This window comes from Halomonas sp. SpR1, assembly GCF_031010175.1.
GTDB lineage: Bacteria > Pseudomonadota > Gammaproteobacteria > Pseudomonadales > Halomonadaceae > Vreelandella.
On sequence record NZ_JAUAMB010000025.1, the window covers coordinates 52142 to 75364 of the forward strand.

Consider the following 23223-nt stretch of genomic DNA (forward strand, 5'->3'; position numbering starts at 1 on the left):
CACGGTCTTTAAGATCGACATCAAAACCGTAATTAAGGCCAGCACCACCAGGTGCATAACACGAAAGGGGAAGTATTTTGAAACCGGTAAGAGTAGGTATCTGTGGTTTAGGAACTGTCGGTGGCGGCACCTTTAACGTATTGACCCGCAACGCCGACGATATCGCGCGTCGCGCTGGCCGCCCTATTGTGATTGAGCAGGTGGCTCACCGCAGTATTCATCCTGACTGCGATATTACCGGCATCAATGCCACCTCGGATGTATTTGAAGTGGCAACCAACCCCAACGTAGACGTCCTGGTGGAGCTGATTGGCGGTTACGATATCGCCCGTGAACTGGTGCTCACGGCGATTGAAAATGGCAAGCACGTGGTCACCGCCAACAAAGCGCTGATTGCGGTGCACGGTAACGAAATCTTCAAGGCCGCGCATGAAAAGGGCGTGATCGTGGCGTTTGAAGCTGCGGTCGCTGGTGGTATTCCTGTCATCAAGTCGCTGCGCGAAGGCCTGGGTGCCAACCGCATCGAATGGGTGGCAGGCATTATTAACGGCACCGGTAACTACATTCTTACCCATATGCGCGACGAAGGCCGGGCGTTTGAAGACGTGCTCGCGGAAGCCCAGGCGCTGGGTTACGCCGAATCCGATCCCACCTTTGACGTGGAAGGCATCGACGCGGCGCATAAGCTGACGATTCTGGCCTCGATTGCCTACGGCGTTCCGCTGCAGTTCGAGAAAGCCTTTACCGAGGGCATCTCACGGATCACCGCCGAAGATGTCGAGCAGGCCGATAACCTTGGCTACGTGATCAAGCACCTGGGTATCTCCAAGCGCACCGATCAAGGGTTGGAGCTGCGTGTTCACCCCACGCTGATTCCTAAAGAGCGCCTGCTGGCCAATGTACACGGCGTCAAAAATGCCATTGCAGTCATGGGCGACGCCGTTGGGCCGACGCTCTATTACGGTGCGGGTGCTGGTGCCGAGCCGACCGCTTCAGCGGTGGTGGCCGACTTGCTCGACGTGGCGCGGGATATCTCCACTGATCACCACTACCGGGTTCCCTACCTGGCGTTTAGCGGCATCGACGAAGACGTCAGCCAACTGCCCATCATGCCGATGGAAGAGATCATTACCGCCTACTATCTGCGCCTGTTGGCGGTAGACCGCCCCGGGGTACTGGCCCGGGTGGCAACGATACTGGCCGAGCAGGGCATCTCTATCGAAGCGCTGATTCAGAAAGAGGCCACCGAAGGTGAATTAGTGCCGATCATTCTGCTCACTCACCGCACCAAAGAGAAACAGATGAACGCAGCGATCCGTGAAATCGAATCCATGGCGGATATCGCCGGGCCTGTTACACGCATCCGCGTGGAAGGCCTGGACGAAGGGGAGTAGATCAAGATGCGCTATATAAGCACGCGCGGGCAGGCGCCCGCGCTCTCCTTTGAGGAAGTGGTGCTCACCGGTATGGCCAGCGACGGCGGTCTCTATGTGCCGGAAACCCTGCCCGAGTTCTCCCGGGAAGAGCTGGCCGAGATGGCCGGTCTCTCCTACGCGGAAATCGCTTTCCGGGTGATGAAGCCGTTTGTGAACGGTGAGATCGACGACGCTACCTTCCGCAACATCGTCACCGAGGCTTACGCGACCTTTAATCACGACGCGGTGCTGCCGCTCAAGCAATTGGACGCTAATCACTTCCTGCTCGAGCAGTTTCACGGCCCTACGTTGGCGTTTAAAGACGTCGCGCTACAGCTGCTCGGTCGCCTGCTGGATCACTTCCTGAAAAAGCGCGGCGAGCGCGCGGTGATCATGGGGGCGACCTCCGGTGATACTGGCTCTGCGGCGATCGAAGGCTGTCGCCACTGCGACAACCTGGATATCTTCATTCTGCATCCGCACAACCGGGTTTCCGAAGTGCAGCGCCGCCAGATGACCACGGTGCTGGCCAATAACGTCTTTAATATTGCCATTGAGGGCAATTTTGACGACGCCCAGGCGATGGTCAAGGCAAGCTTCGCTGACCAGACGTTCCTCAACGGTACCCGCTTGGTGGCGGTAAACTCGATCAACTGGGCGCGCATTATGGCGCAGATCGTTTACTACATCGCCTCCGGCGTTGCCCTGGGAGCGCCGCACCGCGAGGTGAGCTTCTGCGTGCCGTCGGCTAACTTTGGCAACGTTTTTGCGGGCTATATGGCCTACAAAATGGGCCTGCCGGTGAAACAGTTCATTATCGCCACCAACGCCAACGATATTCTCCACCGCACCCTGACCGCCAACGACTTCTCCAAAAAAGAGCTGGCGGCGACGCTGGCACCCTCTATGGATATCGTGGTGTCGTCTAACTTTGAGCGCCTGCTGTTTGATGCCTACGACCGTGACGGCCTGGCCGTCGCAGCACTGCTGGAGCGCTTCCAGCAGGAGCCAACGGCGCTGGCCGATGCACCGCTGGCCAAGCTGCGCGAGAAGTTCGCCAGCTACAGCGTGGACGACGCAACGATTCTGGAAGCGATCCGCGATGCCCATAAGCGCACCGGCGAAATGCTCGACCCGCATACCGCTACCGGCTACCGCGCTGCCGAGCGTGCTCGCATTGATCAGTCAACACCGATGATAACGCTGGCCACTGCGCATCCGGCCAAGTTTGCCGAAGCCGTAGTGAAAGCGGGCTTCCTGGGCGTGCCACTGCCGCCGCATATGGAAGACCTGATTGAGCGCGAAGAGCGCTACACCGTGCTGCCCGCCGAGCTTGCCGCTGTGCAGCAGTTTGTCGTGGAAAACCGGCGTTGAAGTCCCATTCGTCGAGACACCGATGACCTCAGTGACCGATCACCCCCATAGCACGCTCTCCTCTAGCGCGCGGTCTGCTAGCCCAAGCAGACCGCGCTTAGAGCCTCGTCCGGTGGACGAGGCGCTCTATGCCCGAGCCCAGGCGGAAGGCTTAAGCGAGTTGCAGGCGCGGCTGCTCGCTTCTCGTCTGCCCGGCTATAGCGGTGAACTGCTACCGTTAATCTCGCCCAGCCTGCGCTATCTGGCCCATCCGGAAAAACTTGCCGACGGCCGTCGTGCCGCCGAGCGTATTGCCCAGGCGGTAGCGGAAGGCGAAGCGATTGGTATCCTCACCGACTACGATGTGGATGGCATCACCTCCCACGTGGTGATCCGGCGCACCCTGGTGGAGCTGTTCGGCGTGCCGGAAGGTAAGCTACATAGTTTGATTGGCCACCGTATTCACGATGGCTACGGCATTAGCCTGCCGCTGGTGGAGCGCACCCTGGCGCAAAAGCCGTTTCCTACCCTGGTGATTACCGCCGATTGCGGTAGCTCTGATGAACCCCGCATCGCACGCCTTAAGGCAGCGGGTATCGATGTGGTGGTGAGTGACCACCACGCGCTGCCGATAGAAGGGCCGCCATCTTCTGCCTATGCCTGCGTTAACCCTACCCGTGATGACTGCGAATATCCTGATAAAACCATCGCCGGCTGTATGGTGGCGTGGCTATTGATGTCGCTTGCCCGCAGTGTGCTGATCGAGTGGGGCGTGCTGTCAGAATCCACGCCTAAACTATCGCCCTGGCTCTCTTACGTTGCATTGGGCACTGTAGCGGATTGTGTTTCATTGGGCGGCAGCCCGGCGAACCGTGCGGTGGTCAATCAAGGGTTAAAACTGATCAATCGCATGGATGCAGCCTGTTGGCGGGCGATGGCCACACGCTTAGGCGCCGACAGCGTGCCGTTTAACGCCGAAACGCTGGCGTTTCAGATGGGGCCGCGCATCAACGCCCGCTCGCGGCTGGACGACCCCTACGCGGCGCTGCACTTTATGCTCGCCGAGAACGATGGGGTCGCCAATCGCCAGCTCGACGTGCTGGATCAGGATAATCAGTCCCGTAAAGCCATTGAGGCCGATATGGCCGCAGAGGCACGCACGCTCGCCACAGTGGCTCTGAACGCCGATGAGCCCGCCGTGGTGGTGCTGCTGGAAGATGGCCACCCAGGCGTGCAGGGCATTGTTGCCTCACGTTTGGTGCAGGCCTACGGGCGTCCAGCGCTGGTGCTTACCCAAGCGTCTGCACCGGGCATGCTTACCGGTTCCGGCCGCTCGATTGACGGGCTGCATATGCGCGATGCCCTACAGCGCACCTTTGAGCTCGCTCCCCAGGCGCTACCGCGCTTTGGTGGCCACAGTGGCGCGGCAGGGGTGGGTGTGCCACGGGATCAGCTTGAGGCTTTTAAGACGGCCTTCCTGCAGGCAGTAGGCGAGCAGTTGCAGGGGCGAACGCTCTACCCGCGACTTTGGACGGATGGTGAACTCTCCACGGCGCAGCTTTCGCTGACCACGTTGCAAGAGATCGAAACCCTTGGCCCCTATGGGCGGGAGTTTGACCCGCCGCTGTTTGAGGGGCGCTTTATTGTCGAAGCGCTGCGCCCGGTGGGGGCTGAAGGCGCCCACCTGATGCTGGAGCTCTCCACCGGCCCGGTAACCTGCAAGGCGATCTGGTTTCGCGCCTTAACGCCGGGTGAGCTGCCTGGGTTTAGCGTCGGCGATACGCTGCACTGCGCCTATAAGCTTAACCGCAACCGCTGGCGGGGTCGCGAAACGCTCCAACTGATGGTCGAGCACGCCAGCGCCATTTAATTAATCACTTTATAACCTCAATAAGCCAAGTAAGGACGCCCCCCATGCGCGTGGAAGATTTACCAACGGATCAGCATCGCCCCTATGAAGATGTGATGGCGATGTTGCTGGGGACTTTCTTCGTCGCGCTGGGGGTAACCTTTTATACCCATGCGGTTTTGCTCACTGGCAGCACGGCGGGTTTAGCGCTATTGCTCAGCTATATGACCAGCAACGTCACCGGTTGGGGCTTTGGGGTGTACTTTTTTGCCATTAACCTACCGTTTTACTACCTGGCGGTTAAGCGGATGGGCTGGAGCTTTACCCTGCGCACCTTTGCCGCCATCGGCTTGGTCTCGCTGTTTTCGGAACTGACCCAGGGCTGGGTGCAGTTTGGCAACGTGCCATCGCTCTATGCTGCTTTGATGGGCGGCGCGCTGATGGGCATTGGCATGTTAATGCTATTTCGCCACCGTACTAGCCTGGGCGGCATCAATATCCTCGCGCTTTATCTGCAGGATAAACACGGCCTGCGCGCAGGCTACGTTCAACTGGCTATCGATGGTGTCATCCTGCTGATTGCACTCACACAGTTACCGCTGGATCGCGTGGGCTACTCAGTGCTGGGCGCACTGACCCTCAATCTGATTATCGCCCTGAACCATAAGCCAGGGCGTTATATTGGCGATAGTTAGAATGGCTAAGCGAGCCAGAACCACCATACGATAGCGGCGATAAGCCCTAGCCCCGCCAAGTTGATCAATAAGCTCATGCGGCGTTCTCCTGGCGGGATGATTTCCAGAGTCGTAATCGATTGGCGTTACTCACCACGGTGATGGAGGAGAGCGACATGGCGGCTCCGGCAATCATGGGTGATAACAGCGTGCCGGTTATTGGGTAGAGCACACCGGCGGCAATGGGAATGCACAGCACGTTGTAGCCAAAGGCCCCCACCAGGTTCTGCTTGATATTACGCAGAGTGGCGCGGCTGATCTCAATGGCGGATGCTACCCCGTGCAACGAGCCGCGCATCAGCGTGATCCCGGCGCTCTCAATCGCCACATCAGTGCCCTGGCCAATGGCAAAGCCCACGTTCGCCCGGGCCAGTGCGGGGGCGTCGTTGATGCCATCGCCCACCATCCCAACGATTTCGCCTGCCTGCTGACGGCGTTCGATCTCGGCATGCTTGTCTTCGGGTAACAGTCCCGCCCGAAACTCATCAATGCCCACTTCCTGGGCAATGGCTCTGGCGGTATGCTCGTTATCACCGGTTAGCATCACGATGGTCAAGCCGTCTTTTTGCAGCCGTTTGATGGCGGCCACGGTGTCGTGGCGAAGCGGGTCGCTGATGCCAAACAGGGCGGCCAGCTTGCCATCCACCGCCAGGTACACCAGGGTACGTGCCTGCTCCTCAAGCGCACGGGCCTGCTCTTCACCTGCCGTGAGTTCCACGCCTGCCTCTTTAAGCAGACGCGCATTGCCCAGCAGCAGCGTTTGACCGTCGGCTGTTTTGGCTTTCACCCCGCCGCCGGTCACGCTGTCGAAATCATGAATCTCGATTGGGTTGGCGTTGTGTGCATCCGCGTAGCTCATTAGCGCCGCCGCCAGCGGGTGCTCGGAACCGCGCTCCAGCGCGTGTACCAGCGCCAGTGCGGAGGATTGCTCTATGCCAAACATCTGCGCATCGGTGACGCTGGGTTTGCCCTGGGTGAGCGTGCCAGTCTTATCGACCACCAGCGTGGTCAGCTTGCTGGCGGTCTGCAGCGCTTCGCCGCTGCGAACTAACACCCCATGCTCTGCCGCTTTACCGACGCCGATCATGGTCGAGATCGGCGTCGCCAAGCCCAGGGCGCAGGGGCAGGCAATAATCAGCACGGTGGTCGCCGTGACCAGCATATAAATCACTTCAGGCGCAGGCCCAAGGTTAAACCACACCAGAGCCGTCAATATGGCAATAATCATGACGGAAGGGACAAAAACACTGGAGACCTGATCGGCCAGCTCGCCAATCGGTGGGCGCGAGTTCTGGGCACTCGCTACCTGTTCGGTAATCTGCCCCAAACGTGTGTCGCTGCCCACCCGGGTGGCGCGATAGATTAGCCCGCCGCGGCCATTTACGGTGCCTGCACTGACTTCATCCCCCGCGCTCTTGGCAACGGGTAAGGGTTCGCCGGTAAGCATCGACTCATCAATATGGCTTTGGCCCTCAGTGACGTCGCCATCTACCGGCAAGCGCTCACCGGGGCGCACCCGAATCTGGTCGCCAGTGCGCACTGCATCAATCTCAATCTCCTGCTCGTGGCCGTCGCGGATTACTCGCGCCGTGCGGCTTTGCAGGTCAAGGAGTCGCTTTAATGCATCGCTGGTGCGCCCTCGGGCGCGAAGTTCCATGGCATTGCCGAGCAGAATCAGCCCGATCACCATGGCCGAAGCTTCAAAATAGATGCCCTGGGCGACCTCGGGAAGCCAGGGGGCAAACAGCACCACCGCCATTGAGTACAACCAAGCGGTGCCTGTGCCCAGCGCCACCAGAGTATCCATATTGGCTTGGTGGTGCTTGAACTGTTTCCAGGCATTGACGAAAAAGTGCCGCCCCGGAAAAGCCATAATGCCCAGCGTGAGCAGACCAATCCCCAGCCAGTAGAGCCGCCCTAGCCCCATCGGGTGAGGGTGGAAAAAGAGCATGCTGAGCATCAGCGGAATGGCCAGTGCCAGCGAAATGGCACTGCCGCGTAGGCGTTTCCGGTAAGTCTTGGCATCCTGCTCGGCCCGGGTACGCTCGGCCTCGCGCATATCCACAATGGGTTCTGCTCCATACCCTACCGCCTCTACGGCGGCGACCAACGCCTGGGTGTCGGCGCTGCCAAACACCTGGGCAGAGTGGCTGCCAAAATTGACGCTGGCGGTATCGACGCCCTTAGTGCGCTCTAATGCTTTCTGTACGCTCTTAACGCAGCTGGCGCAGGTCATCCCACTAATCGCCAGTCGCTGCTTTTTGCCTTGTTCTTGCCCTTCAGAATGAGCATGGGCACTTGCGGCTTTTTCAGTTTCAGCATCAGCGGGCGCCGCGGTATCTGGCTGCTTGTCAGCTTCTTCAGGGGCTGTTTCGTCCAGGGATGGTGGATAGCCCGCCTCGGTCAAGCGTTGATCGAGCTCGGCATCGGTTAGGAATGAGATAACCTCAAGGCGTTTTTCGCTAGGCGTGCCGATCACGTCGGCGCTAGGGTCAGCGCCTTGCACTGCCTCGCGCATGCGCTTGACGCAGCCCTGGCAGCTCATGCCGGGGATGGTGCGGATGGTGGCTACATTGCCAGAGTCACTCATAGCATTTCCTTAGCAGGTGCTGTCTCGGGGAAGCTCTCAATTAACCGGCAAACGCTGTGGCCATCAGGGGAGCCGTCGGGCATGTGCTGCCAGCTGTCCATTGCCTGTTCCATGCGCTCGGCCAGTGCTTCCAGTTCGGCAATGCGTGCGCGGATTTGTGGCAGGCGGGTGGCGAGTAAGTCGCGTACCAAAGGGCAGGGGGAGTCGCCCTGGTCGGCGTGAGTTAGTATGTCGCGAATTTCTGCCACGCTAAAACCGAGTTTGCGCGCCCGCTGAATAAAGCGCAGCCGCTCCAAGTCGGTGTGTGAATATAGCTGATAGCCGTTATCCGGATGGCGCTGCGGGGCAAGTAGCCGCTCACGAGTGTAGTGGCGCACGGTCTCAGCGGTAACTCCGCCCCGTTTGGCAAGCTCGTTCACTTTCATGGCCTGTTCTCCCGACCGGTTAAATAGTGTTTATTAAGTGTAGAACCTATGTGTTACCCATAGGTCAAGGCCACCTTTGCTCAATACGCTGAAATGACTAAAACACTGATTTAAAACGGTCGTGCGACTAATGTATAAGTCAAAAATAAAATAAAACGAGCGTTTGCCCTTGAACCTTTGGCCCAGTTGCGAGAAAACAGTCATGTAATAAGAACGAGGGTGGATTGTCGGTATCCACTGGATCATCGGGAAGAGAGGCCTACTATGAATAATAAATTTAATAAGCTTACCCTGGCTGCTGCGATTACGGCTGCCTTCGCCAGTCAAGCCCACGCGGGTGGGTATCAGATTAACGAACAAAGCGTGAGTGGGCAGGGGTATGGTCACGCCGGGCGCAGCTCTAATATTCATGATGCCACGATCGTGTATGGCAACCCGGCGGGCATGTCGTTTTTAGACCGTGCGCAAGTCACGGTGGGGGCAACCTACCTAAACGTAAATACAGATATCTCTAATGTCCAAGCGAGCCGCTTTATTGATTCGGGCGTGGCCATGGGCGGCGCCCCAAATGGCAATCAGATTCCGGTAGGCAGCATTCCTGGAGGGAACGAGGGCGATATGGTGCCAGGTACGCCTATCCCCTTTGCATTCTATGCGCAGCCAGTGACTGATCGGTTAGCGTTCGGGTTCGGGGTATATGCCCCCTTTGGCTCCAAAACCGACTACGAAGATGACTTCCAGGGCCGCTATTTTGGCGACTACACCGAAGTCAAAGTGATCAGTGCGCAGCCTACGGTGTCTTATCGCTTTAACGATCAGTGGTCGGTCGGTGCGGGCATCACATACAACCAAGTGGAAGGGGAGCTGCGTCGACAGCTACCCTCTGAGGCTACGTTTAACCCCGCTAATGACATCGACTCACGGGTGGATGGTGACGATGAAGCATGGGGATATAATCTGGGCGTGATCTATCGCCCGATACCTGAAACCACCTTGGGCCTGACCTACCGCTCGAAGGTCGATTACACCCTGGAAGGTGATTTTAGCGCTACCGACCCGCTGGGCAATGTCGTTCGCTCGGATACCGCGAATCTGGACTTAACCACTCCCGAGACGGTTAACTTCTCCATAACCCAGCAGATGACGGATCGTCTCAAGCTGATGTTCGGGGCGTCCTGGGTTCGCTGGAGCCAGTTTGATCAAATTTTGGTTACCGGTAGCCAAGGCGATACGATTACCCAAGAAGTTCAGAACTATTCAAACGCTTGGGCGTTTGCCACGGGAGGTGAGTACCAACTGACGCCCACCTTGGCGCTGCGGGCAGGGGTAACCTTAGACATGACGCCGACTAATGATGAAGATCGTAGTGTACGTATTCCTTCCGATGATCGGCGTATTTTTTCGCTGGGGGCAGGATGGAGCCCAACGCCTGAACTGACGGTCGATGTTGCCTACTCTTACTTGACTGAGCGCGGGACTTTTGTGGAGCAAGATCGTAATGACTTGCTGGCGAGTGAAGCCACAGGTGGTTTCCCTGTTGGTGGGGCTAGCTATTCGGCCGACTACAAAAACGAAGCCCACGGTTTTGGCGCGCAGTTGACCTATCGCTTTTAAGCCATAGCGAGTTTAACCCATAGAAACCCGGCGCACGCCGGGTTTTTTAGTGAAGGATAGAACGCCATCAGACGCTAGAGTGAGCGCTTGAGAGTCTATGCCGCAGGGTTATCTAGAAATGCGGCGCGCATCAGCTCGCGGGTATAGGTCTCGCGTGGGGCGTTGAACAGTGATTGGGTGTCGCGTTGTTCAATGATCTCGCCTTCCCGCATGACAATGACCTCATCGGCCAGCGCTCGAACAACGGCCAGGTCATGGCTAATGAACAGGTAGGTCAGGCCGTGGCGTTGTTGCAAATCGCGTAACAGCTCAATAACGGTCATTTGAACCGAACGGTCAAGGGCCGATGTCGGCTCATCCAGCAGCAGGAACTCAGGTTTGACGACCAATGCCCGGGCGATGGCAATCCGTTGCCGCTGGCCACCGGAAAACTCATGGGGGTAGCGGTGTCGGTGCGCGGGATCCAGGGCGACTTCTTCAAGGGCTTGAATGACCAAAGCGTCACGTTCGGTGCGCTTCAGTAACGGCTGATGAACGCGCAACCCTTCACCGATAATCTCACCCACGGTCATACGCGGGGACAGCGAGCCAAAGGGATCCTGGAAAACAACTTGCATACGCGATCGCAACGGGCGCATGCCTGCATGGTCAAGTTGGCCGACGTCGATATCATCGAAATGTATGTTGCCATGACTTTTTACTAGCCTAAGAAGTGCACGACCCAAGGTCGTCTTGCCTGACCCCGATTCACCCACGATGCCCAGGGTTTGGCCTTGCCGCAGTGTCAGGTCGATATTTTTCACCGCTTCAAAATAGCGACTGGGGCCAAACAGGCGCTTTTTGATCGGGAAACGAACGCCAATATTATGCGCCGTGAGCAGGATGGGGGCGGATTCAGGGACGGGGGCTTTTTGGCCGCTTGGGTTGGCGTCAATAAGCATCCGGGTATAAGCGTGCTGGGGTGATTGAAACAGTGCTTTGGTGGCGCCTTCTTCGACGATTTCACCGTATTGCATGACGCATACACTATCGGCTAAGTGTCGGACAACACCCAGGTCGTGGGTGATAAACAGGATCGCCATGCCATAACGGGCCTGGAGATCTTTAAGCAGTGCGAGAATCTGCGCCTGAACGGTGACATCAAGAGCGGTGGTCGGCTCATCAGCAATTAGCAACTGAGGTTCACAGGCCAGCGCCATGGCAATCATCACCCTTTGATGCTGACCACCGGAAAGCTCGTGGGGGTAGCTATCAATGCGGCGTTTGGGCTCGGGAATACCCACCTGTTCGAGCAGTTCCAGTCCCCGCAGGCGAGCGTTGTTGCCCCGCAGCGACGTGTGTTTGTGCAGCACTTCACGTATCTGTTGACCCACGCGATGCATCGGGTTGAGCGAGGTCATCGGCTCCTGGAAGATCATTGAGATCTCATTGTCGCGGATGGCCCGCAAGCGCTTACGGCTAACGGTGAGCAAATTCTCATCGCCGGAACCGCCATGCCAACGGATAGTGCCGGTGGCGCGGGCTAGTTCTGGGAGTAGCCCCATCGTGGCGGTCGACGTGATCGACTTCCCCGAGCCTGATTCACCGACTAAAGCCAACGTCTCCCCTTTGTGAAGAGTAAAGCTAACGTCTTTGACAGCCGTAACGGTGCCATTGGGAAGGTCGAAGTCGACCCGCAGACGGTCAAATTTCAGCAGTGGCTGTGACATGAAGATTCCTTGCGTTTTGCTAACGTGTCTTGGGATCCAGGGCGTCTCGCAAACCGTCGCCGAGAAAGTTAAGGCACAGCAGCGTGATAGCTAGAAAAACAGAGGGGATAATCAGCATCCAGGGAGCCGTTTCCATCATGTCCTTGCCTTCGCTGATCAGTACTCCCCAACTGGTCAGCGGTTCTTGAACGCCGAGACCAAGAAAGGAGAGAAAGCTTTCCAGCAAAATGACCTTGGGGACAGTGAGGGTGACATAAATGATCACCGGCCCGATGGCATTGGGAATCAGGTGGCGCGTGACGATCTTAAAGCTGCTTACGCCTAACGCATGGGCGGCTTCAACGAATTCGCGACGCTTTAAAGCGAGTACCTGCCCGCGCACAATGCGCGACATATCGAGCCATTCAACGGCGCCAATGGCGGCGTAGATCAGCAGGATATTCCGCCCAAACACCACCATCAGCAGGATGACCATAAACATGAAGGGCAGCGAGTACATGATGTCGACAAAGCGCATCATCAGGTTGTCGACCCGGCCGCCCACGTAACCGGCAATCGCGCCGTAAAGGACGCCGATCACCAGCGAAACAAGAGTCGCTACCAAAGCAACGGAGAGTGAAATCTGCCCCCCATGAAATACCCGTGTGAGCAAGTCGCGTCCATTGGCGTCAGTGCCCGCATAGTGGCCATTCTCTAAACTTGGAGGGGTCAGAAAGTTGTTCCAGTCCACTTCATCGAGCGCCCAGGGGGTTAGCCAGGGGCCCAATAAGCAGGCCAGGGCAATGACGATAAGGAGCACAAGGCTAGCGGTCGCCGCACTGTTTTGGCGAAGCCGTCGCCATGCTTCGCGGGCTAGACTGTTGCTGGCGACCGGAGGGGACAACGTTGCATTATTCATTATCATAGCGAATTTGCGGATCCAGAGCCGAGTAGAGTAAATCGACGATTAGGTTGAGAAGGACGATCAGGCCGCCGTAAAAAACCACCGTGCCCATCACCAGGGTATAGTCCCGGTTGAGCGCCGCCTGGACGAAGTAACGACCAATACCGGGTATCCCAAAAATCTGTTCAATTACCACCGAGCCGGTAATGATCCCGGCAATAGCAGGCCCTAAGTAGGAGACCACGGGGAGCATTGACGGACGTAAGGCGTGACGAAAGATCACCTCGCTCTCGCTGAGACCTTTGGCTCGGGCTGTGCGGATAAAATGGCTACTCAGTACTTCAATCATGCTGGCGCGCATCATTCGCGCGATATACGCAATCTGCTGAATAGAGAGTGCCACCACGGGGAGGATCATGTTTTTCCAATGACCGTCGTTCCAACCGCCGACCGGAAGCCAGGCCAGAAATACGCCGAACACCAGTGCCATTAGCGGGGCAATCACAAAGTTGGGAATGGCCACCCCGGCAAGCGCTGTGCCCATTACCATATAGTCAATGGTGGAGTTGCGTTTAAGCGCCGCAATAACCCCCATGGGAATACCGACCAGAAGCGCGAGGCTGATTGCCCATAGGCCGAGTTCCAGGCTGACAGGAAAGCCTTGAGCGACGAGCTCGGTAACCGAAAAATCCTTATATTTGAACGAGGGGCCAAGGTCGCCTTGGAGCAGGTTTCCCATGTAGGTGAAATACTGTTCCCAAATGGGTTTGTCCAGGCCATAAGAGGCCATCAAGTTGGCCTCTATTTCCGGCGGGAGCTGACGCTCGCCGTCGAAAGGCCCACCGGGAGCCAGATGCATTAAAAAGAACGAGAGCGTAATCACAATCCACAGTGTCGGGATCGCCTGGAGTAAGCGTCTTAGGGTGTAGCTGAGCATTATCGGGCCTCGCTCCTCAGGCCAAAGGCCTGAGGGTGTAGCGGTAGTCTGTTGTGATAAAAAACGAACTACAGGAAATCAATCGTTGAAGTGAACCCAGCGCGAGCGATGGATATCTTCAATATTGGTTTCCCAGCCGGAAATGTCGGGGCTAACAAGATTGCGCGAGACGTAGTAGTAGATCGGTAGCGTAGCGCTATTTTCCAGGGCGATGGTCTCTGCCTCGGCCATTATCTCAGCTCGCTTATCCAGATCCTGGGTATTCGCGGCTTCGCTCATCAGTGCATCAAACTCCGGCGAGCTGTAGGCACCGTAATTATTAGATACGTTACTCTCCAATAGACTCAGGAAGTTTTGGGCGTCGTTGTAGTCACCAATCCAGCCGGCTCGAGCAACGTCGAAGTCGCCCTGACGAATATCCGCGTAGTGAACGGCAACCTCCGAATTATACAGCTCAACCTCAACGCCAAGAGGCTTCCACATGGCGGCGATGGCGATGGCGACCTTCCGGTGATCCTCGCTAGTGTTATAGCGCAGCATGAGCTCAAGCGGATTATCAGGGCCATAGCCTGCCTCTTGAAGCAATTCGCGGGCGCGCTCTAAGCGCTCCTCTTGAGATAGCTCGGCGAAGCTAGCGGTGGGCGCTTCATAGTGGCTGACGTTAGGTGGCACGAAACTATACGCAGGCAGTTCGCCGGTTCCGAGTATTTGATCGGTAATGACTTCGCGGCGAACGGCTAGGCTAAGCGCTTCACGCACACGTGGGTCAGTGGTCGCATGGCCGTCACGGGTATTGAAAACGTAGTAATAAATACCGAGGTAGGGGGCCACCTGAACGGCTTCTGGCAGGTTATCCATCAGCCAGTCGTACTGCTGAGTCGGAAACTCTCGAGCGATATCGATTTCGCCTGCACGGAAGCGGTTGAGCGCTGTATTGCGCTCTTCAATAGGGAAGTAAACAATTTCGTCCAGTGCTACCTGATCAGCATCGTGAAAATTGGGGTTGCGGGTGGCGGTGATACGCGTTTGTGACTGCCAGTCCTCTAGCTGAAAAGCCCCGTTGGAGACCATATTGCCCGGCTTAGACCATTCATTGCCATGTGCTTCCACCGCGTGGCGTGGTAGTGGATAGGCGGTGTAATGGGAGAGTTGGTCTAAAAAATAAGGCGTTGAACGTTCTAGGGTTATCTGCAAGGTAGTTGCGTCTAAGGCCTCGACACCCAAAGTGCTGGTAGCGGCGTCGCCTGCATAGACGGCTTCGGCATTTTTAATCGGATACAGCAGATAGGCGTAATTAGCGGCGGTGGCTGGCGATAAAATGCGCTGAAAGGCGAACACAAAGTCATCAGCAGTGACAGGTTCACCGTCCGACCATTTGGCATCGTCTCTCAGTGTGAAAGTGTATACCGTGCCGTCATCGGAGATTTCCCAGGATTCTGCAACGCCGGGGATACGCGAACCATCGGCTGCTTCAGTGACAAGCCCCTCGAAAAGGTCGCCCACTACGTCATTTTCCCAGGTACCGCTAATTTTGTGCGGATCTAGAGAGGCAGGTTCGCCCATAATGGCTAAGCGCAGTGTGTCCGCCTGGAGAGGTGTGGCGCAGCTTAGAACCAACGCCATTGAGCCCATGAGAGTGCGAGTTGTTAGCATTCTGATCCCTCCAATATTGTTCTAATACGGTTGTTTGATTATCTAAACTCCAATTAAGTACTAGCATCGGTGAAAAGCAGGCGTCCATAAGAAATTAAACATGTAGCTATGCGCAATTTCGATACTACGAGCGTTATGCGCGACAAGCCTGCATGGTTGTTGGCAGCCAATTTCGCTACACTATGCGCTTTTCTGATCGATACACTTCTGTACGATCCGAGTTGACAAAGCTAGGGCGATCCCATGTTGGAAACCAATCCGATTCACAACCAGCTCAAGGACCTGTCTGAGCGGACAGACGTTCTTAGGGGGTATCTTTGACTATGCCGAGAAGAAGGATCGGCTAGAAGAGGTCACCCGCGAACTGGAAGATCCCAATGTCTGGAACGATCCAGACTACGCGCAGAAGTTAGGCAAAGAGCGCGCCTCCCTTGAAGCCATTGTGGCCACCATTGATGACCTTGAGCAGGGCCTTGGCGATAGCCGAGATCTGCTCGAGCTGGCTGAAATGGAAGAGGACGAGGGCACTGTTGAAGAAGTGTGCAAAGAGCTGGATAGCCTGCAGGCTATCCTTGAAAAGCTTGAGTTTCGGCGCATGTTCTCCGGTGAAATGGATCAAAACAACGCTTATCTGGATATTCAATCCGGCTCCGGCGGTACCGAAGCCCAGGATTGGGCCAATATTTTATTGCGCATGTACCTGCGCTGGGCGGAGAGCCATGGCTTTAAAGCCGATATCACCGAAATCTCCGCCGGTGAGGTGGCGGGCATTAAATCGGCCACGGTGCATATTCAAGGCGATTATGCCTTCGGCTGGCTGCGCACCGAATCCGGCGTGCACCGACTCGTGCGTAAAAGCCCCTTCGATTCAGGTGGCCGTCGGCATACTTCCTTTGCGTCGGTATTTTTGTCGCCGGAAATTGATGACAGCTTCGAGGTAGAGATCAATCCCTCGGACTTGCGCGTTGATACCTACCGCTCCAGCGGCGCGGGTGGTCAGCACGTTAACACTACCGATTCGGCGGTGCGGATTACCCACGAGCCCAGCGGTATTGTGGTGGCCTGTCAGGGGCAACGCAGCCAGCACGCCAACCGCGATTTTGCCATGAAGCAGTTGAAAGCGCGGCTGTGGGAATTGGAGATGCAAAAGCGCAATACGGCCAAGCAGGAGGCCGAGGACTCCAAGGCCGACATCGGTTGGGGCAGCCAGATCCGCTCTTACGTGCTTGACGATCAGCGCATCAAGGATTTGCGCACCAGTGTGCAGTCCAGCAACTGCGATAAAGTGCTCGACGGGGATATTGACCAATTTATCGTCGCCAGCTTGAAGCAAGGCTTGTAATTTTTTTAGCGTTTGAACATGAACAGGGTGCCCCATGGCTAACCAAGACGCGTCTCCTGCAGACAACGAAAACCACCTGATTGCCGAGCGCCGGGCCAAGCTGACCGCTCGCCGCGAGCGCGCCGCTGAGCAGGGAAAGAGTGCGTTTCCCAATGACTTTCGCCGCGACAGCTTAACCGTTGAGCTGCAAGATGCCTTCGGCGATAAAGACAAGGTCGAGCTTGAAGCGTTGGATCACCACGCCTCGGTGGCGGGCCGCGTGATGCGTCAACGCGGCCCCTTCATCGTTATTCAGGATGTGGCTGGGCAAATCCAGCTCTACGTGGATAAAAAAGGCCTGCCTGCCGACGTGCTGGAAGACGTTAAAAGCTGGGACATCGGTGATATCGTCGCCGGCCACGGGCCGGTGCATAAATCCGGCAAGGGCGATCTGTACGTGATGATGAAAGAGGCGCAGCTGCTCACCAAGAGCCTGCGTCCGCTGCCGGATAAGTTTCACGGCCTCACCGATATGGAAGCCCGCTATCGCCAGCGCTATGTAGATCTGATCATGAATCCACAGTCGCGCAAGGTGTTTGAAACCCGCGCAGCGGTGATCAGCTCCATGCGCCGCTTCTTTGAAGCCCGCGGCTTTATGGAAGTGGAAACGCCGATGCTGCAGCCGATTCCGGGCGGCGCGGCGGCGCGCCCCTTCATTACCCATCACAATGCGCTGGATATCGATATGTATCTGCGTATTGCGCCGGAGCTTTATCTCAAGCGTTTAGTGGTGGGCGGCTTCGAAAAAGTATTCGAGATTAACCGCAACTTCCGCAACGAGGGGCTTTCGACTCGCCATAACCCAGAATTCACCATGGTGGAGTTCTACTGGGCCTACGCGGATTACCGTGATCTGCTCGATATGACCGAAGCCATGCTGCGCACCGCCGCTGAGGAAGTACTCGGTAGCACGGTGATTGAGTATCAGGGAGCGAGCTACGATTTCGGCAAACCTTTTGCCCGTTTGACCTTGCGTCAGGCGATCCTTGACCATGGTGATGGCATTGCCGACAGCGATCTGGATTCGCTGGAAGCGGCACGGGTCACTGCTGAGAAGCTCGGCATCAAGGTCAAAGAGAGCTGGGGCCTGGGTAAGGTGCAAACGGAGATCTTTGAAGAGGTCGCCGAGCATAAGCTCGACCAGCCGACCTTTATCACCGAGTATCCGGCGGAAGTCAGCCCATTAGCGCGGCGCAACGACGCTAATCCCTTCGTCACCGACCGCTTTGAGTTCTTTGTCGGTGGGCGCGAAATCGCCAACGGTTTCTCGGAGCTTAACGATGCCGAAGACCAGGCGGAGCGCTTCCGCGCCCAGTCAGCGGAAAAAGACGCCGGCGACTTGGAAGCGATGTATTACGATGCGGATTATGTGCGTGCATTGGAGTACGGGATGCCGCCTACCGCCGGCGAAGGCATCGGTATCGACCGCCTGGTGATGCTATTCACCGATAGCGCCTCGATTCGCGATGTGCTGCTATTCCCGGCGATGCGCCCTGAAGTGGACTAACACGCTAAGATAGCGGATGAAAAGTTGGTAAGGGCGCGTTATAGCGCCCATAATGGTCAACGTTTCGACGGCGAGGAGAATCCCATGAAACTGCTTAACCGCTCCGCACTGAGCGTCAGGCCGACCCAGCCCTTTGTGGACTGGATCAACGCGCTGGAACCCACCATGGGAGACGATGACCTGACCCTGGACGACGTCGAGCGCGAAAGTACCATTTACCTAATTCCTGAGATGGATACCCCGGAAGCGCTGGAAACATTTGTGCGCGAGCGTTACCTGGAAATCCTTGAAACTGAGCTGCGCGCTTGGGAAGAGGATGAGCGCCAGTGGCCGGATAAGCTGGACTGGGCGCTGTTTCAGGCATATGTACGCGTTGAGCACAGCTATCTGGCGATCGACCTGGACGACGAAACGGCATTAGAGATTTCAGAAGTCGATGATGCGCTGCTGCTCGATAGTGAGCAGGATTAGCTGTTAGCGTGCTAGTATCTTAGCCAAGCCCAGTGTTTGCCTGCGCGGCGGATAGTTACTCGTCAGCGAGTAACTGATAGCAAGTAATAGCGTGTCAGCAATCGTTAGATAGCGCACTTCGAGACCGGCTTAGGCCGGTTTCTCTGTTTCAGCCATTTCGTTTGGAAAATCGCCCTTTTGGTACTCGCCTCTTAGGAACTTGGTCATGAGACTGTTTGAAACCCGCCCCGGCGATGATGGCCTGCCTGGGCCTGAACGTGCCTTGGCCGTACTGGCACTGGTGACCGGTACGCTAATGGCGGTGGTCGACACCACCATGATCAATCTGGCGCTGCCTACCATCGCCGCTGATTTAAACGTGTCGGCTTCCCGGGCGGTATGGATTACCAACCTGTTTCAGGTCGTGTGTGCGGCTTTTTTGCTGGTGTTTGCCGGCATTAGTGAGTTAATTACCCGGCGCAGGCTCTACCTGTTTGGGCTGGCCACCTTTGTCGCTGCAGCGCTGGGGGCGGCGCTATCGCGCAATTTAGAAACGCTGCTGGTGTTTCGCGCCTTCCAGGGGCTGGGGGCCGCCGCCACGCTGTCGATTGGCCCGTCGCTCTATCGGGCGATTTTTCCCTCGCGGCTGTTGGGCAGCGCCCTTGGCTTGAGTGCATTGGTCGTGGCCGGAGGCTACGCAGCAGGGCCTACGCTCAGCGGCGTGATCCTGTCGTTTGCCGATTGGCCCTGGCTGTTTGCGCTCAATGTGCCGCTGGGGCTCTGTTCGCTGTGGCTGGCCAAGCGGGCGTTACCCCGTGAAGAGCGTCGCCAAGGCAGCTTTGATGTGGCGGGGGCGCTGCTCTCCATTGTTATGCTAGCGAGTTTCTTTATCGCCATGGATGCCGTGAGCCACGCCGCACCCGTTTGGCAAAGCGGTGGCTGGGCACTGCTGGCGGTACTGGCCTGTGTGGGATTTATTGCGCGCCAGCGTCGTGCGCCTTATCCGCTGCTGCCGCTTAGCGTATTTGCCGAACCGCGCTTTACGCTGGCTGTCTCGGCCTCAGGGCTTGCCTTTATTGGTCAGGGGCTGACCTTTGTAGCGCTGTCATTTTTCTACCAGGAGCAGATGGGCTTTTCACCGTTGGAAACCGCGTGGCTGTTCACTCCCTGGCCGCTGGCTATAATGCTTGTTGGCCCCTTAGCGGGGCGCCTAGCCGACCGTATTAACCCCAGTATTCTCTCTAGCGCGGGGCTTGGCCTGCTTATCATTGGCCTGATCGCACTGGCGCTAGTCGATGAATCAACTGGCGTGGCGGGAAGTCTATGGCGCACCGCGCTATGCGGTATTGGCTTTGGACTGTTCCAGCCGCCCAATAATCGCGAAATGATGGGCAGTCTTCCGCCGGAGCGCAGTTCCAACGTCTCTGGGGTGATGAGCACCACACGCACGGTGGGGCAGTCGTTCGGCGTGGCCCTAGTCGGTGCTGCCCTAGCGTTAGGTTGGCCGGTTCAAGTAACACTTTGGCTGGGGGCAGCGACCACACTGCTGGCACTACTCGCGAGCGTTGCGCGAATGCCGCAGGCAAGGCGAGCGCTACACGCCCGTCGGGCATCGTCTGCGGAGCAGTAAGCGCGTACAATAAAGTGGTTTGTGTTCCTAAGGAGAACTCCATGACGCTGCAGGCTCAGATTGAGCAGAAGTTAGCGGCACTCACGCCGGACGTGCTGCAGGTTGAAAACGAAAGCCATATGCACAATGTGCCCGCGAACTCGGAAACCCACTTCAAGGTGACCCTGGTGAGCGATAGCTTTGACGGCCTGATGCCGGTCAAACGGCATCAGAAAATTTATGCGTTGTTGGCTGATGAACTATCAGGCCCGGTGCATGCCTTGGCGCTGCATCTGTATACCCCCAGTGAGTGGCAGGCGCGGGGCGGAGAGCGTCCGAATTCACCCAACTGTCGCGGCGGCGGGCAGTGAACCAGGAAGTTACTCGGCGCCACTATCTGGACGCCATGGGCATTACTGCCTGGGCCGCTAAGTACCAGTTGCCTAATGCGCTGCCCACCGAGGCCTGCGAATGGGAGGAGTCGGCGCCTGCCCCGACACCACCCCGTGAAAGGCTGCAGGCGCTGCTGGACGACGCCCCTGCGCCCAGGCGTCAAGCGCCCAAACCCCAAGCGCCCGAACCCGAGACGCCAGACGAGACCATCGCCTCACCTTCGGGGGTGCGGGCGCTGCTGAGCCAAGACAAGCAGCAGGGCAAGTCGAATCAAAGTAAGCCGGCGATTGCCAACCCGGAGACGGCTATGTCTGGCGGGTCAGCAGCGCCAGCTCAGCCCCTTAAGTTTGATCTTTCCTGTGTATGCCTTGGGGGGCGCTGGCTGGTGCTGAAAGCAGGGGGGATGCCTCCGCTCGAGCAGCAGCTACTGGCTAACCTGCTCCAGGCGGCGGGCATTCAGCGTGGAGCGTTGCCGGAAGTCAGTCACTTCACCTGGCCGCAAATGGCCAACGCCTTTGCGGTAGAGGATCCCCTGGACGAAGCCCGCGAGGGCTTGGCGGCGTTTATTGACGGAAGCGCGAGCCGTCAGGGATGGCGGTTAGAGCGACTGCTTTGGTGGGGCGAGTTAGATGACGAGCCTGATACCGAATCGGTTGCTGAGCAAGCATCGCTGAACCGCATACTGAACGTGACTGATGGTCAAAGCCAAACGCTTTCGCTGCCCCTCTGGCAGGGGCCCGCGCTTGGGTCGCTACTCGACAGTGCCAGTAGCAAGCGTGACCTCTGGCCAGTGCTATTGGCGCTAGGCCAACAGTGGGAGACCGATAAGGCAATCGGCGCTCAGTCAGAAATCGCCCGGTTAGAAAGTGCTCAGCAGGCAACGGATGATTACTGAACTCGACGTTGAACACCTGGCCCAGCTCATTGCGCTTGAGCATCGGGCGCAAAGCGGTACCACCGAGACGCAAATGCTGGAGGCCCTGGGGAGTCAGGACACCTGTGTATTGGGCTGGTGGCAGGATGAGCAGCTGTTAGGGTACGCCATCTTGGCGCGGCTGCCGTTTGAAGCGGAGCTGCAGGCGATTGGAGTTTCACCCGAGTGTCGCCGAAGCGGCGCTGGCCTGGCGTTGATGGAAGCCGTGCTGGCTATGGCAAAAGGTTGGCTCAGTGAGCGGCTGCTGCTCGAAGTGCGGGTGGGCAATCTTAGTGCTATACGGCTCTATCAGCGCTGTGGGTTTAGCGAAGATGGCTGCCGGCGGGGCTACTACCCAGCGGCAACTGGGGCCGCCGGGCGTGAGGATGCGCTGCTGATGTCGCTGGTACTTTAGGCAGCAGCGTATCTATTAGGCGTTCAGGAGGTGCTGGAGGTGCTGGAGGTGTCGAGGCTGTCAAATTTGCTGAGTAGACTGTTGAGGCGACGTTCCCACTCTTCACGCTCCTCTTTCAGTTTGGCGTTTTCGCCGCGCAGCTCTTCATTTTCCAGCTTCATCATTTCCAGTGCGTCAACGGTATCGGTGACTTTCTGTTCAAGCTGATTAAATAGCTCCAGACTCATGTATCTCTCCCTAGCGTAAAAACGAAAACCCAAAACAGGTCATAAAAAGCCACCCAAGAAAACAAGCGCAGCGCTTGTCAGTAGGGACGAATGAGGCGAGCGTAACGCCACCGCCGCTTGGCGGCAAGCGCTGTTTACGGTGCTTGACGTTGATAAAGCCTTGCGGTGCTTTCGCCCGCCTGGGTTTCACGGTGCAATAACCAGTTGGCGGGCACATTGGGTGCCAGCACTGTCTCGGTTTCCAGGTAAATCATTGCCTCGTTATCCAGCCAGCCGCTATTTTCCAATGTCGAGCAGCAGGGCGCGGCCAACTGCTGATGGAAAGGCGGGTCGAGAAAAACCAGCGTATAGGGCCTGGCGGGGCGAGCCAGATAAGCCTGAACATCGTTAACATGCAACGCGCTTGCGGTAATATTAAGCGTTGCCAGATTGGTCGACAGCTGTGCCGCTACCCGCGGGTCGCGCTCGACAAAATCGACCCACGCTGCGCCGCGGGACAGCGCTTCGATACCCAACGCCCCGCTACCTGCGAATAGATCGAGTACCTGCTGGCCGTAAAGCTGCTGCCCAAGCCAGTTGAACAACGTTTCACGCACGCGGTCGGGGGTTGGACGCAGGCCGGGGCTATCCAGCACCGGCAACTGGCGACGACGGAATTCGCCGCCGATAATGCGCAGTTTTCCAAGTGGCTTACCAGGTGATTTGCCGGCCCGCTGGGCAGGCGTGCGGCGGGACGTAGAGGATCGAGGGGGGCGTTGTCGTGTCATAAGGCGGATTGTAGCGGGCTGTTTATCCAAAGTCTTGGGTTACGGTGTTAGCATAACCTTAATGTTCACTATTTATGTCGGGTAACACTCATGTTTGGTTTTTTTAAGCGTAAGAATAAGCAAGATCAGCAGCAGGCGACTCAAAACCCGCAGCAGACGCAGGAAGAGCAGTTAAAAGAGCAGCCTCAAGAGCAAGCCGATGAGGTGGATAGTGCAACGCCCGACGCTTCCAATGAAGAGGTTGAAGAGAGCTTAAAGGCACCGGAAACTCTGCCAGAGCCAGAGCCAGAGCCAGAGCCAGAGCCAGAGCCAGAGCCAGAGCCAGAGCCAGAGCCAGAGCCAGAGCCAGAGCCAGAGCCAGAGCCAGAGCCAGAGCCAGAGCCAGAGCCAGAGCCAGAG

General features: G+C 57.3%; 20 protein-coding genes and 1 pseudogene. 13 read left to right on the forward strand and 8 right to left on the reverse strand.

All coding sequences use genetic code 11. From position 1 onward, the window contains the following. Positions 1 to 77: 77 nt before the first annotated feature. Genes QT231_RS16505 through QT231_RS16520 form a run of 4 tightly spaced genes read left to right on the forward strand, consistent with a single transcriptional unit; the run spans position 78 to position 5312 of the window. Entirely contained in the window at positions 78 to 1394 is a 1317-nt protein-coding gene (locus QT231_RS16505; RefSeq protein WP_064236027.1) for a homoserine dehydrogenase, read from the forward strand. 6 nt (positions 1395 to 1400) lie between these two features. Beyond that, positions 1401 to 2789 (forward strand): threonine synthase, encoded by a 1389-nt coding sequence (thrC, locus tag QT231_RS16510; protein WP_308337940.1) that lies wholly within the window; start codon positions 1401 to 1403, stop codon positions 2787 to 2789. Positions 2790 to 2811: 22 nt separating this feature from the next. Next, positions 2812 to 4638 (forward strand): DHH family phosphoesterase, encoded by a 1827-nt coding sequence (locus QT231_RS16515; RefSeq protein ID WP_308337957.1) that lies wholly within the window; start codon positions 2812 to 2814, stop codon positions 4636 to 4638. Between the two features lie 44 nt (positions 4639 to 4682). Beyond that, positions 4683 to 5312: a YitT family protein gene (locus QT231_RS16520; protein WP_308337941.1), complete on the forward strand. Its 630-nt coding sequence runs from the start codon at positions 4683 to 4685 to the stop codon at positions 5310 to 5312. A 73-nt stretch (positions 5313 to 5385) separates the two neighbouring features. Here QT231_RS16520 and QT231_RS16525 read toward each other — a convergent pair whose 3' ends face one another. Further along, complete coding sequence (locus QT231_RS16525; protein WP_308337942.1) at positions 5386 to 7941, reverse strand: heavy metal translocating P-type ATPase; 2556 nt, start codon at positions 7939 to 7941, stop codon at positions 5386 to 5388. Then, on the reverse strand, positions 7938 to 8366 hold the full coding sequence (locus QT231_RS16530; RefSeq protein WP_308337943.1) for a MerR family transcriptional regulator: 429 nt from the start codon (positions 8364 to 8366) through the stop codon (positions 7938 to 7940). Before QT231_RS16530 ends, QT231_RS16525 begins: the two co-directional genes overlap by 4 nt. 264 nt (positions 8367 to 8630) lie before the next feature. Here QT231_RS16530 and QT231_RS16535 point away from each other — a divergent pair, with 264 nt between their 5' ends. Next, positions 8631 to 9980 (forward strand): outer membrane protein transport protein, encoded by a 1350-nt coding sequence (locus QT231_RS16535; RefSeq protein WP_308337944.1) that lies wholly within the window; start codon positions 8631 to 8633, stop codon positions 9978 to 9980. 95 nt (positions 9981 to 10075) lie between these two features. Here QT231_RS16535 and QT231_RS16540 read toward each other — a convergent pair whose 3' ends face one another. The 4 genes from QT231_RS16540 to QT231_RS16555 all read right to left on the reverse strand — a co-directional run bounded on the left by QT231_RS16540 (position 10076) and on the right by QT231_RS16555 (position 15162). Beyond that, positions 10076 to 11689, reverse strand: a complete 1614-nt coding sequence (locus QT231_RS16540; RefSeq protein WP_308337945.1) for an ABC transporter ATP-binding protein — start codon at positions 11687 to 11689, stop codon at positions 10076 to 10078. 19 nt (positions 11690 to 11708) lie between these two features. Then, positions 11709 to 12587, reverse strand: a complete 879-nt coding sequence (locus tag QT231_RS16545; RefSeq protein WP_308337946.1) for an ABC transporter permease subunit — start codon at positions 12585 to 12587, stop codon at positions 11709 to 11711. After that, positions 12580 to 13509, reverse strand: a complete 930-nt coding sequence (gene oppB, locus QT231_RS16550; protein WP_308337947.1) for an oligopeptide ABC transporter permease OppB — start codon at positions 13507 to 13509, stop codon at positions 12580 to 12582. Before oppB ends, QT231_RS16545 begins: the two co-directional genes overlap by 8 nt. A gap of 78 nt (positions 13510 to 13587) precedes the next feature. Continuing rightward, the gene (locus tag QT231_RS16555) at positions 13588 to 15162 is read right to left on the reverse strand and encodes a peptide ABC transporter substrate-binding protein (RefSeq protein WP_308337948.1); all 1575 of its coding nucleotides are present in this window, start codon (positions 15160 to 15162) and stop codon (positions 13588 to 13590) included. 243 nt (positions 15163 to 15405) lie between these two features. On the opposite strand from QT231_RS16555, the gene prfB reads away from it, so the two are divergent. The 7 genes from prfB (at position 15406) to rimI (ending at position 21830) form a co-directional block, all read left to right on the forward strand. Next, positions 15406 to 16504 (forward strand): peptide chain release factor 2 gene (gene prfB, locus QT231_RS16560; protein WP_374694407.1). Its coding sequence is split into 2 segments (ribosomal slippage): positions 15406 to 15480 and positions 15482 to 16504, totalling 1098 coding nucleotides; the frame shifts between segments, so codons are not numbered across the junction. Between the two features lie 34 nt (positions 16505 to 16538). Further along, a complete protein-coding gene (gene lysS, locus QT231_RS16565) occupies positions 16539 to 18050 on the forward strand; it encodes a lysine--tRNA ligase (protein WP_308320694.1) in 1512 nt (503 codons plus the stop codon). An 84-nt stretch (positions 18051 to 18134) separates the two neighbouring features. Beyond that, positions 18135 to 18521, forward strand: a complete 387-nt coding sequence (locus QT231_RS16570; protein ID WP_308337949.1) for a hypothetical protein — start codon at positions 18135 to 18137, stop codon at positions 18519 to 18521. Positions 18522 to 18726: 205 nt separating this feature from the next. Continuing rightward, positions 18727 to 20130 (forward strand): MFS transporter, encoded by a 1404-nt coding sequence (locus QT231_RS16575; protein ID WP_308337950.1) that lies wholly within the window; start codon positions 18727 to 18729, stop codon positions 20128 to 20130. A gap of 41 nt (positions 20131 to 20171) precedes the next feature. Next, positions 20172 to 20480: a BolA/IbaG family iron-sulfur metabolism protein gene (locus tag QT231_RS16580; protein WP_308337951.1), complete on the forward strand. Its 309-nt coding sequence runs from the start codon at positions 20172 to 20174 to the stop codon at positions 20478 to 20480. Further along, complete coding sequence (locus QT231_RS16585; RefSeq protein WP_308337952.1) at positions 20477 to 21397, forward strand: hypothetical protein; 921 nt, start codon at positions 20477 to 20479, stop codon at positions 21395 to 21397. Before QT231_RS16580 ends, QT231_RS16585 begins: the two co-directional genes overlap by 4 nt. Continuing rightward, positions 21387 to 21830 (forward strand): ribosomal protein S18-alanine N-acetyltransferase, encoded by a 444-nt coding sequence (gene rimI / locus QT231_RS16590; protein ID WP_308337953.1) that lies wholly within the window; start codon positions 21387 to 21389, stop codon positions 21828 to 21830. The genes QT231_RS16585 and rimI overlap by 11 nt, the downstream gene beginning before the upstream one ends. Before the next feature lie 23 nt (positions 21831 to 21853). Here rimI and zapB read toward each other — a convergent pair whose 3' ends face one another. After that, positions 21854 to 22057 carry a cell division protein ZapB gene (gene zapB / locus QT231_RS16595; protein WP_308337954.1) on the reverse strand — a complete coding sequence of 68 codons (204 nt, stop codon included), beginning with the start codon at positions 22055 to 22057 and terminating at the stop codon, positions 21854 to 21856. A gap of 134 nt (positions 22058 to 22191) precedes the next feature. Beyond that, a complete protein-coding gene (gene rsmD, locus QT231_RS16600; RefSeq protein ID WP_308337955.1) occupies positions 22192 to 22824 on the reverse strand; it encodes a 16S rRNA (guanine(966)-N(2))-methyltransferase RsmD in 633 nt (210 codons plus the stop codon). Between the two features lie 90 nt (positions 22825 to 22914). Between rsmD and QT231_RS16605 the strand changes: the two are divergent. After that, positions 22915 to 23223 (forward strand): annotated as a pseudogene (locus tag QT231_RS16605) (signal recognition particle-docking protein FtsY); the annotation flags it as partial.

Bases quoted from the DNA above. Each gene is read 5' to 3' on its own strand.
- thrC (WP_308337940.1), top strand. From the start codon at position 1,401: ATGCGCTATATAAGCACGCGCGGGCAGGCGCCCGCGCTCTCCTTTGAG.
- QT231_RS16515 (WP_308337957.1), top strand. From the start codon at position 2,812: ATGACCTCAGTGACCGATCACCCCCATAGCACGCTCTCCTCTAGCGCG.
- QT231_RS16520 (WP_308337941.1), top strand. From the start codon at position 4,683: ATGCGCGTGGAAGATTTACCAACGGATCAGCATCGCCCCTATGAAGAT.
- QT231_RS16525 (WP_308337942.1), bottom strand. From the start codon at position 7,941: ATGAGTGACTCTGGCAATGTAGCCACCATCCGCACCATCCCCGGCATG.
- QT231_RS16530 (WP_308337943.1), bottom strand. From the start codon at position 8,366: ATGAAAGTGAACGAGCTTGCCAAACGGGGCGGAGTTACCGCTGAGACC.
- QT231_RS16535 (WP_308337944.1), top strand. From the start codon at position 8,631: ATGAATAATAAATTTAATAAGCTTACCCTGGCTGCTGCGATTACGGCT.
- QT231_RS16540 (WP_308337945.1), bottom strand. From the start codon at position 11,689: ATGTCACAGCCACTGCTGAAATTTGACCGTCTGCGGGTCGACTTCGAC.
- QT231_RS16545 (WP_308337946.1), bottom strand. From the start codon at position 12,587: ATGAATAATGCAACGTTGTCCCCTCCGGTCGCCAGCAACAGTCTAGCC.
- oppB (WP_308337947.1), bottom strand. From the start codon at position 13,509: ATGCTCAGCTACACCCTAAGACGCTTACTCCAGGCGATCCCGACACTG.
- QT231_RS16555 (WP_308337948.1), bottom strand. From the start codon at position 15,162: ATGCTAACAACTCGCACTCTCATGGGCTCAATGGCGTTGGTTCTAAGC.
- lysS (WP_308320694.1), top strand. From the start codon at position 16,539: ATGGCTAACCAAGACGCGTCTCCTGCAGACAACGAAAACCACCTGATT.
- QT231_RS16570 (WP_308337949.1), top strand. From the start codon at position 18,135: ATGAAACTGCTTAACCGCTCCGCACTGAGCGTCAGGCCGACCCAGCCC.
- QT231_RS16575 (WP_308337950.1), top strand. From the start codon at position 18,727: ATGAGACTGTTTGAAACCCGCCCCGGCGATGATGGCCTGCCTGGGCCT.
- QT231_RS16580 (WP_308337951.1), top strand. From the start codon at position 20,172: ATGACGCTGCAGGCTCAGATTGAGCAGAAGTTAGCGGCACTCACGCCG.
- rimI (WP_308337953.1), top strand. From the start codon at position 21,387: ATGATTACTGAACTCGACGTTGAACACCTGGCCCAGCTCATTGCGCTT.
- zapB (WP_308337954.1), bottom strand. From the start codon at position 22,057: ATGAGTCTGGAGCTATTTAATCAGCTTGAACAGAAAGTCACCGATACC.
- rsmD (WP_308337955.1), bottom strand. From the start codon at position 22,824: ATGACACGACAACGCCCCCCTCGATCCTCTACGTCCCGCCGCACGCCT.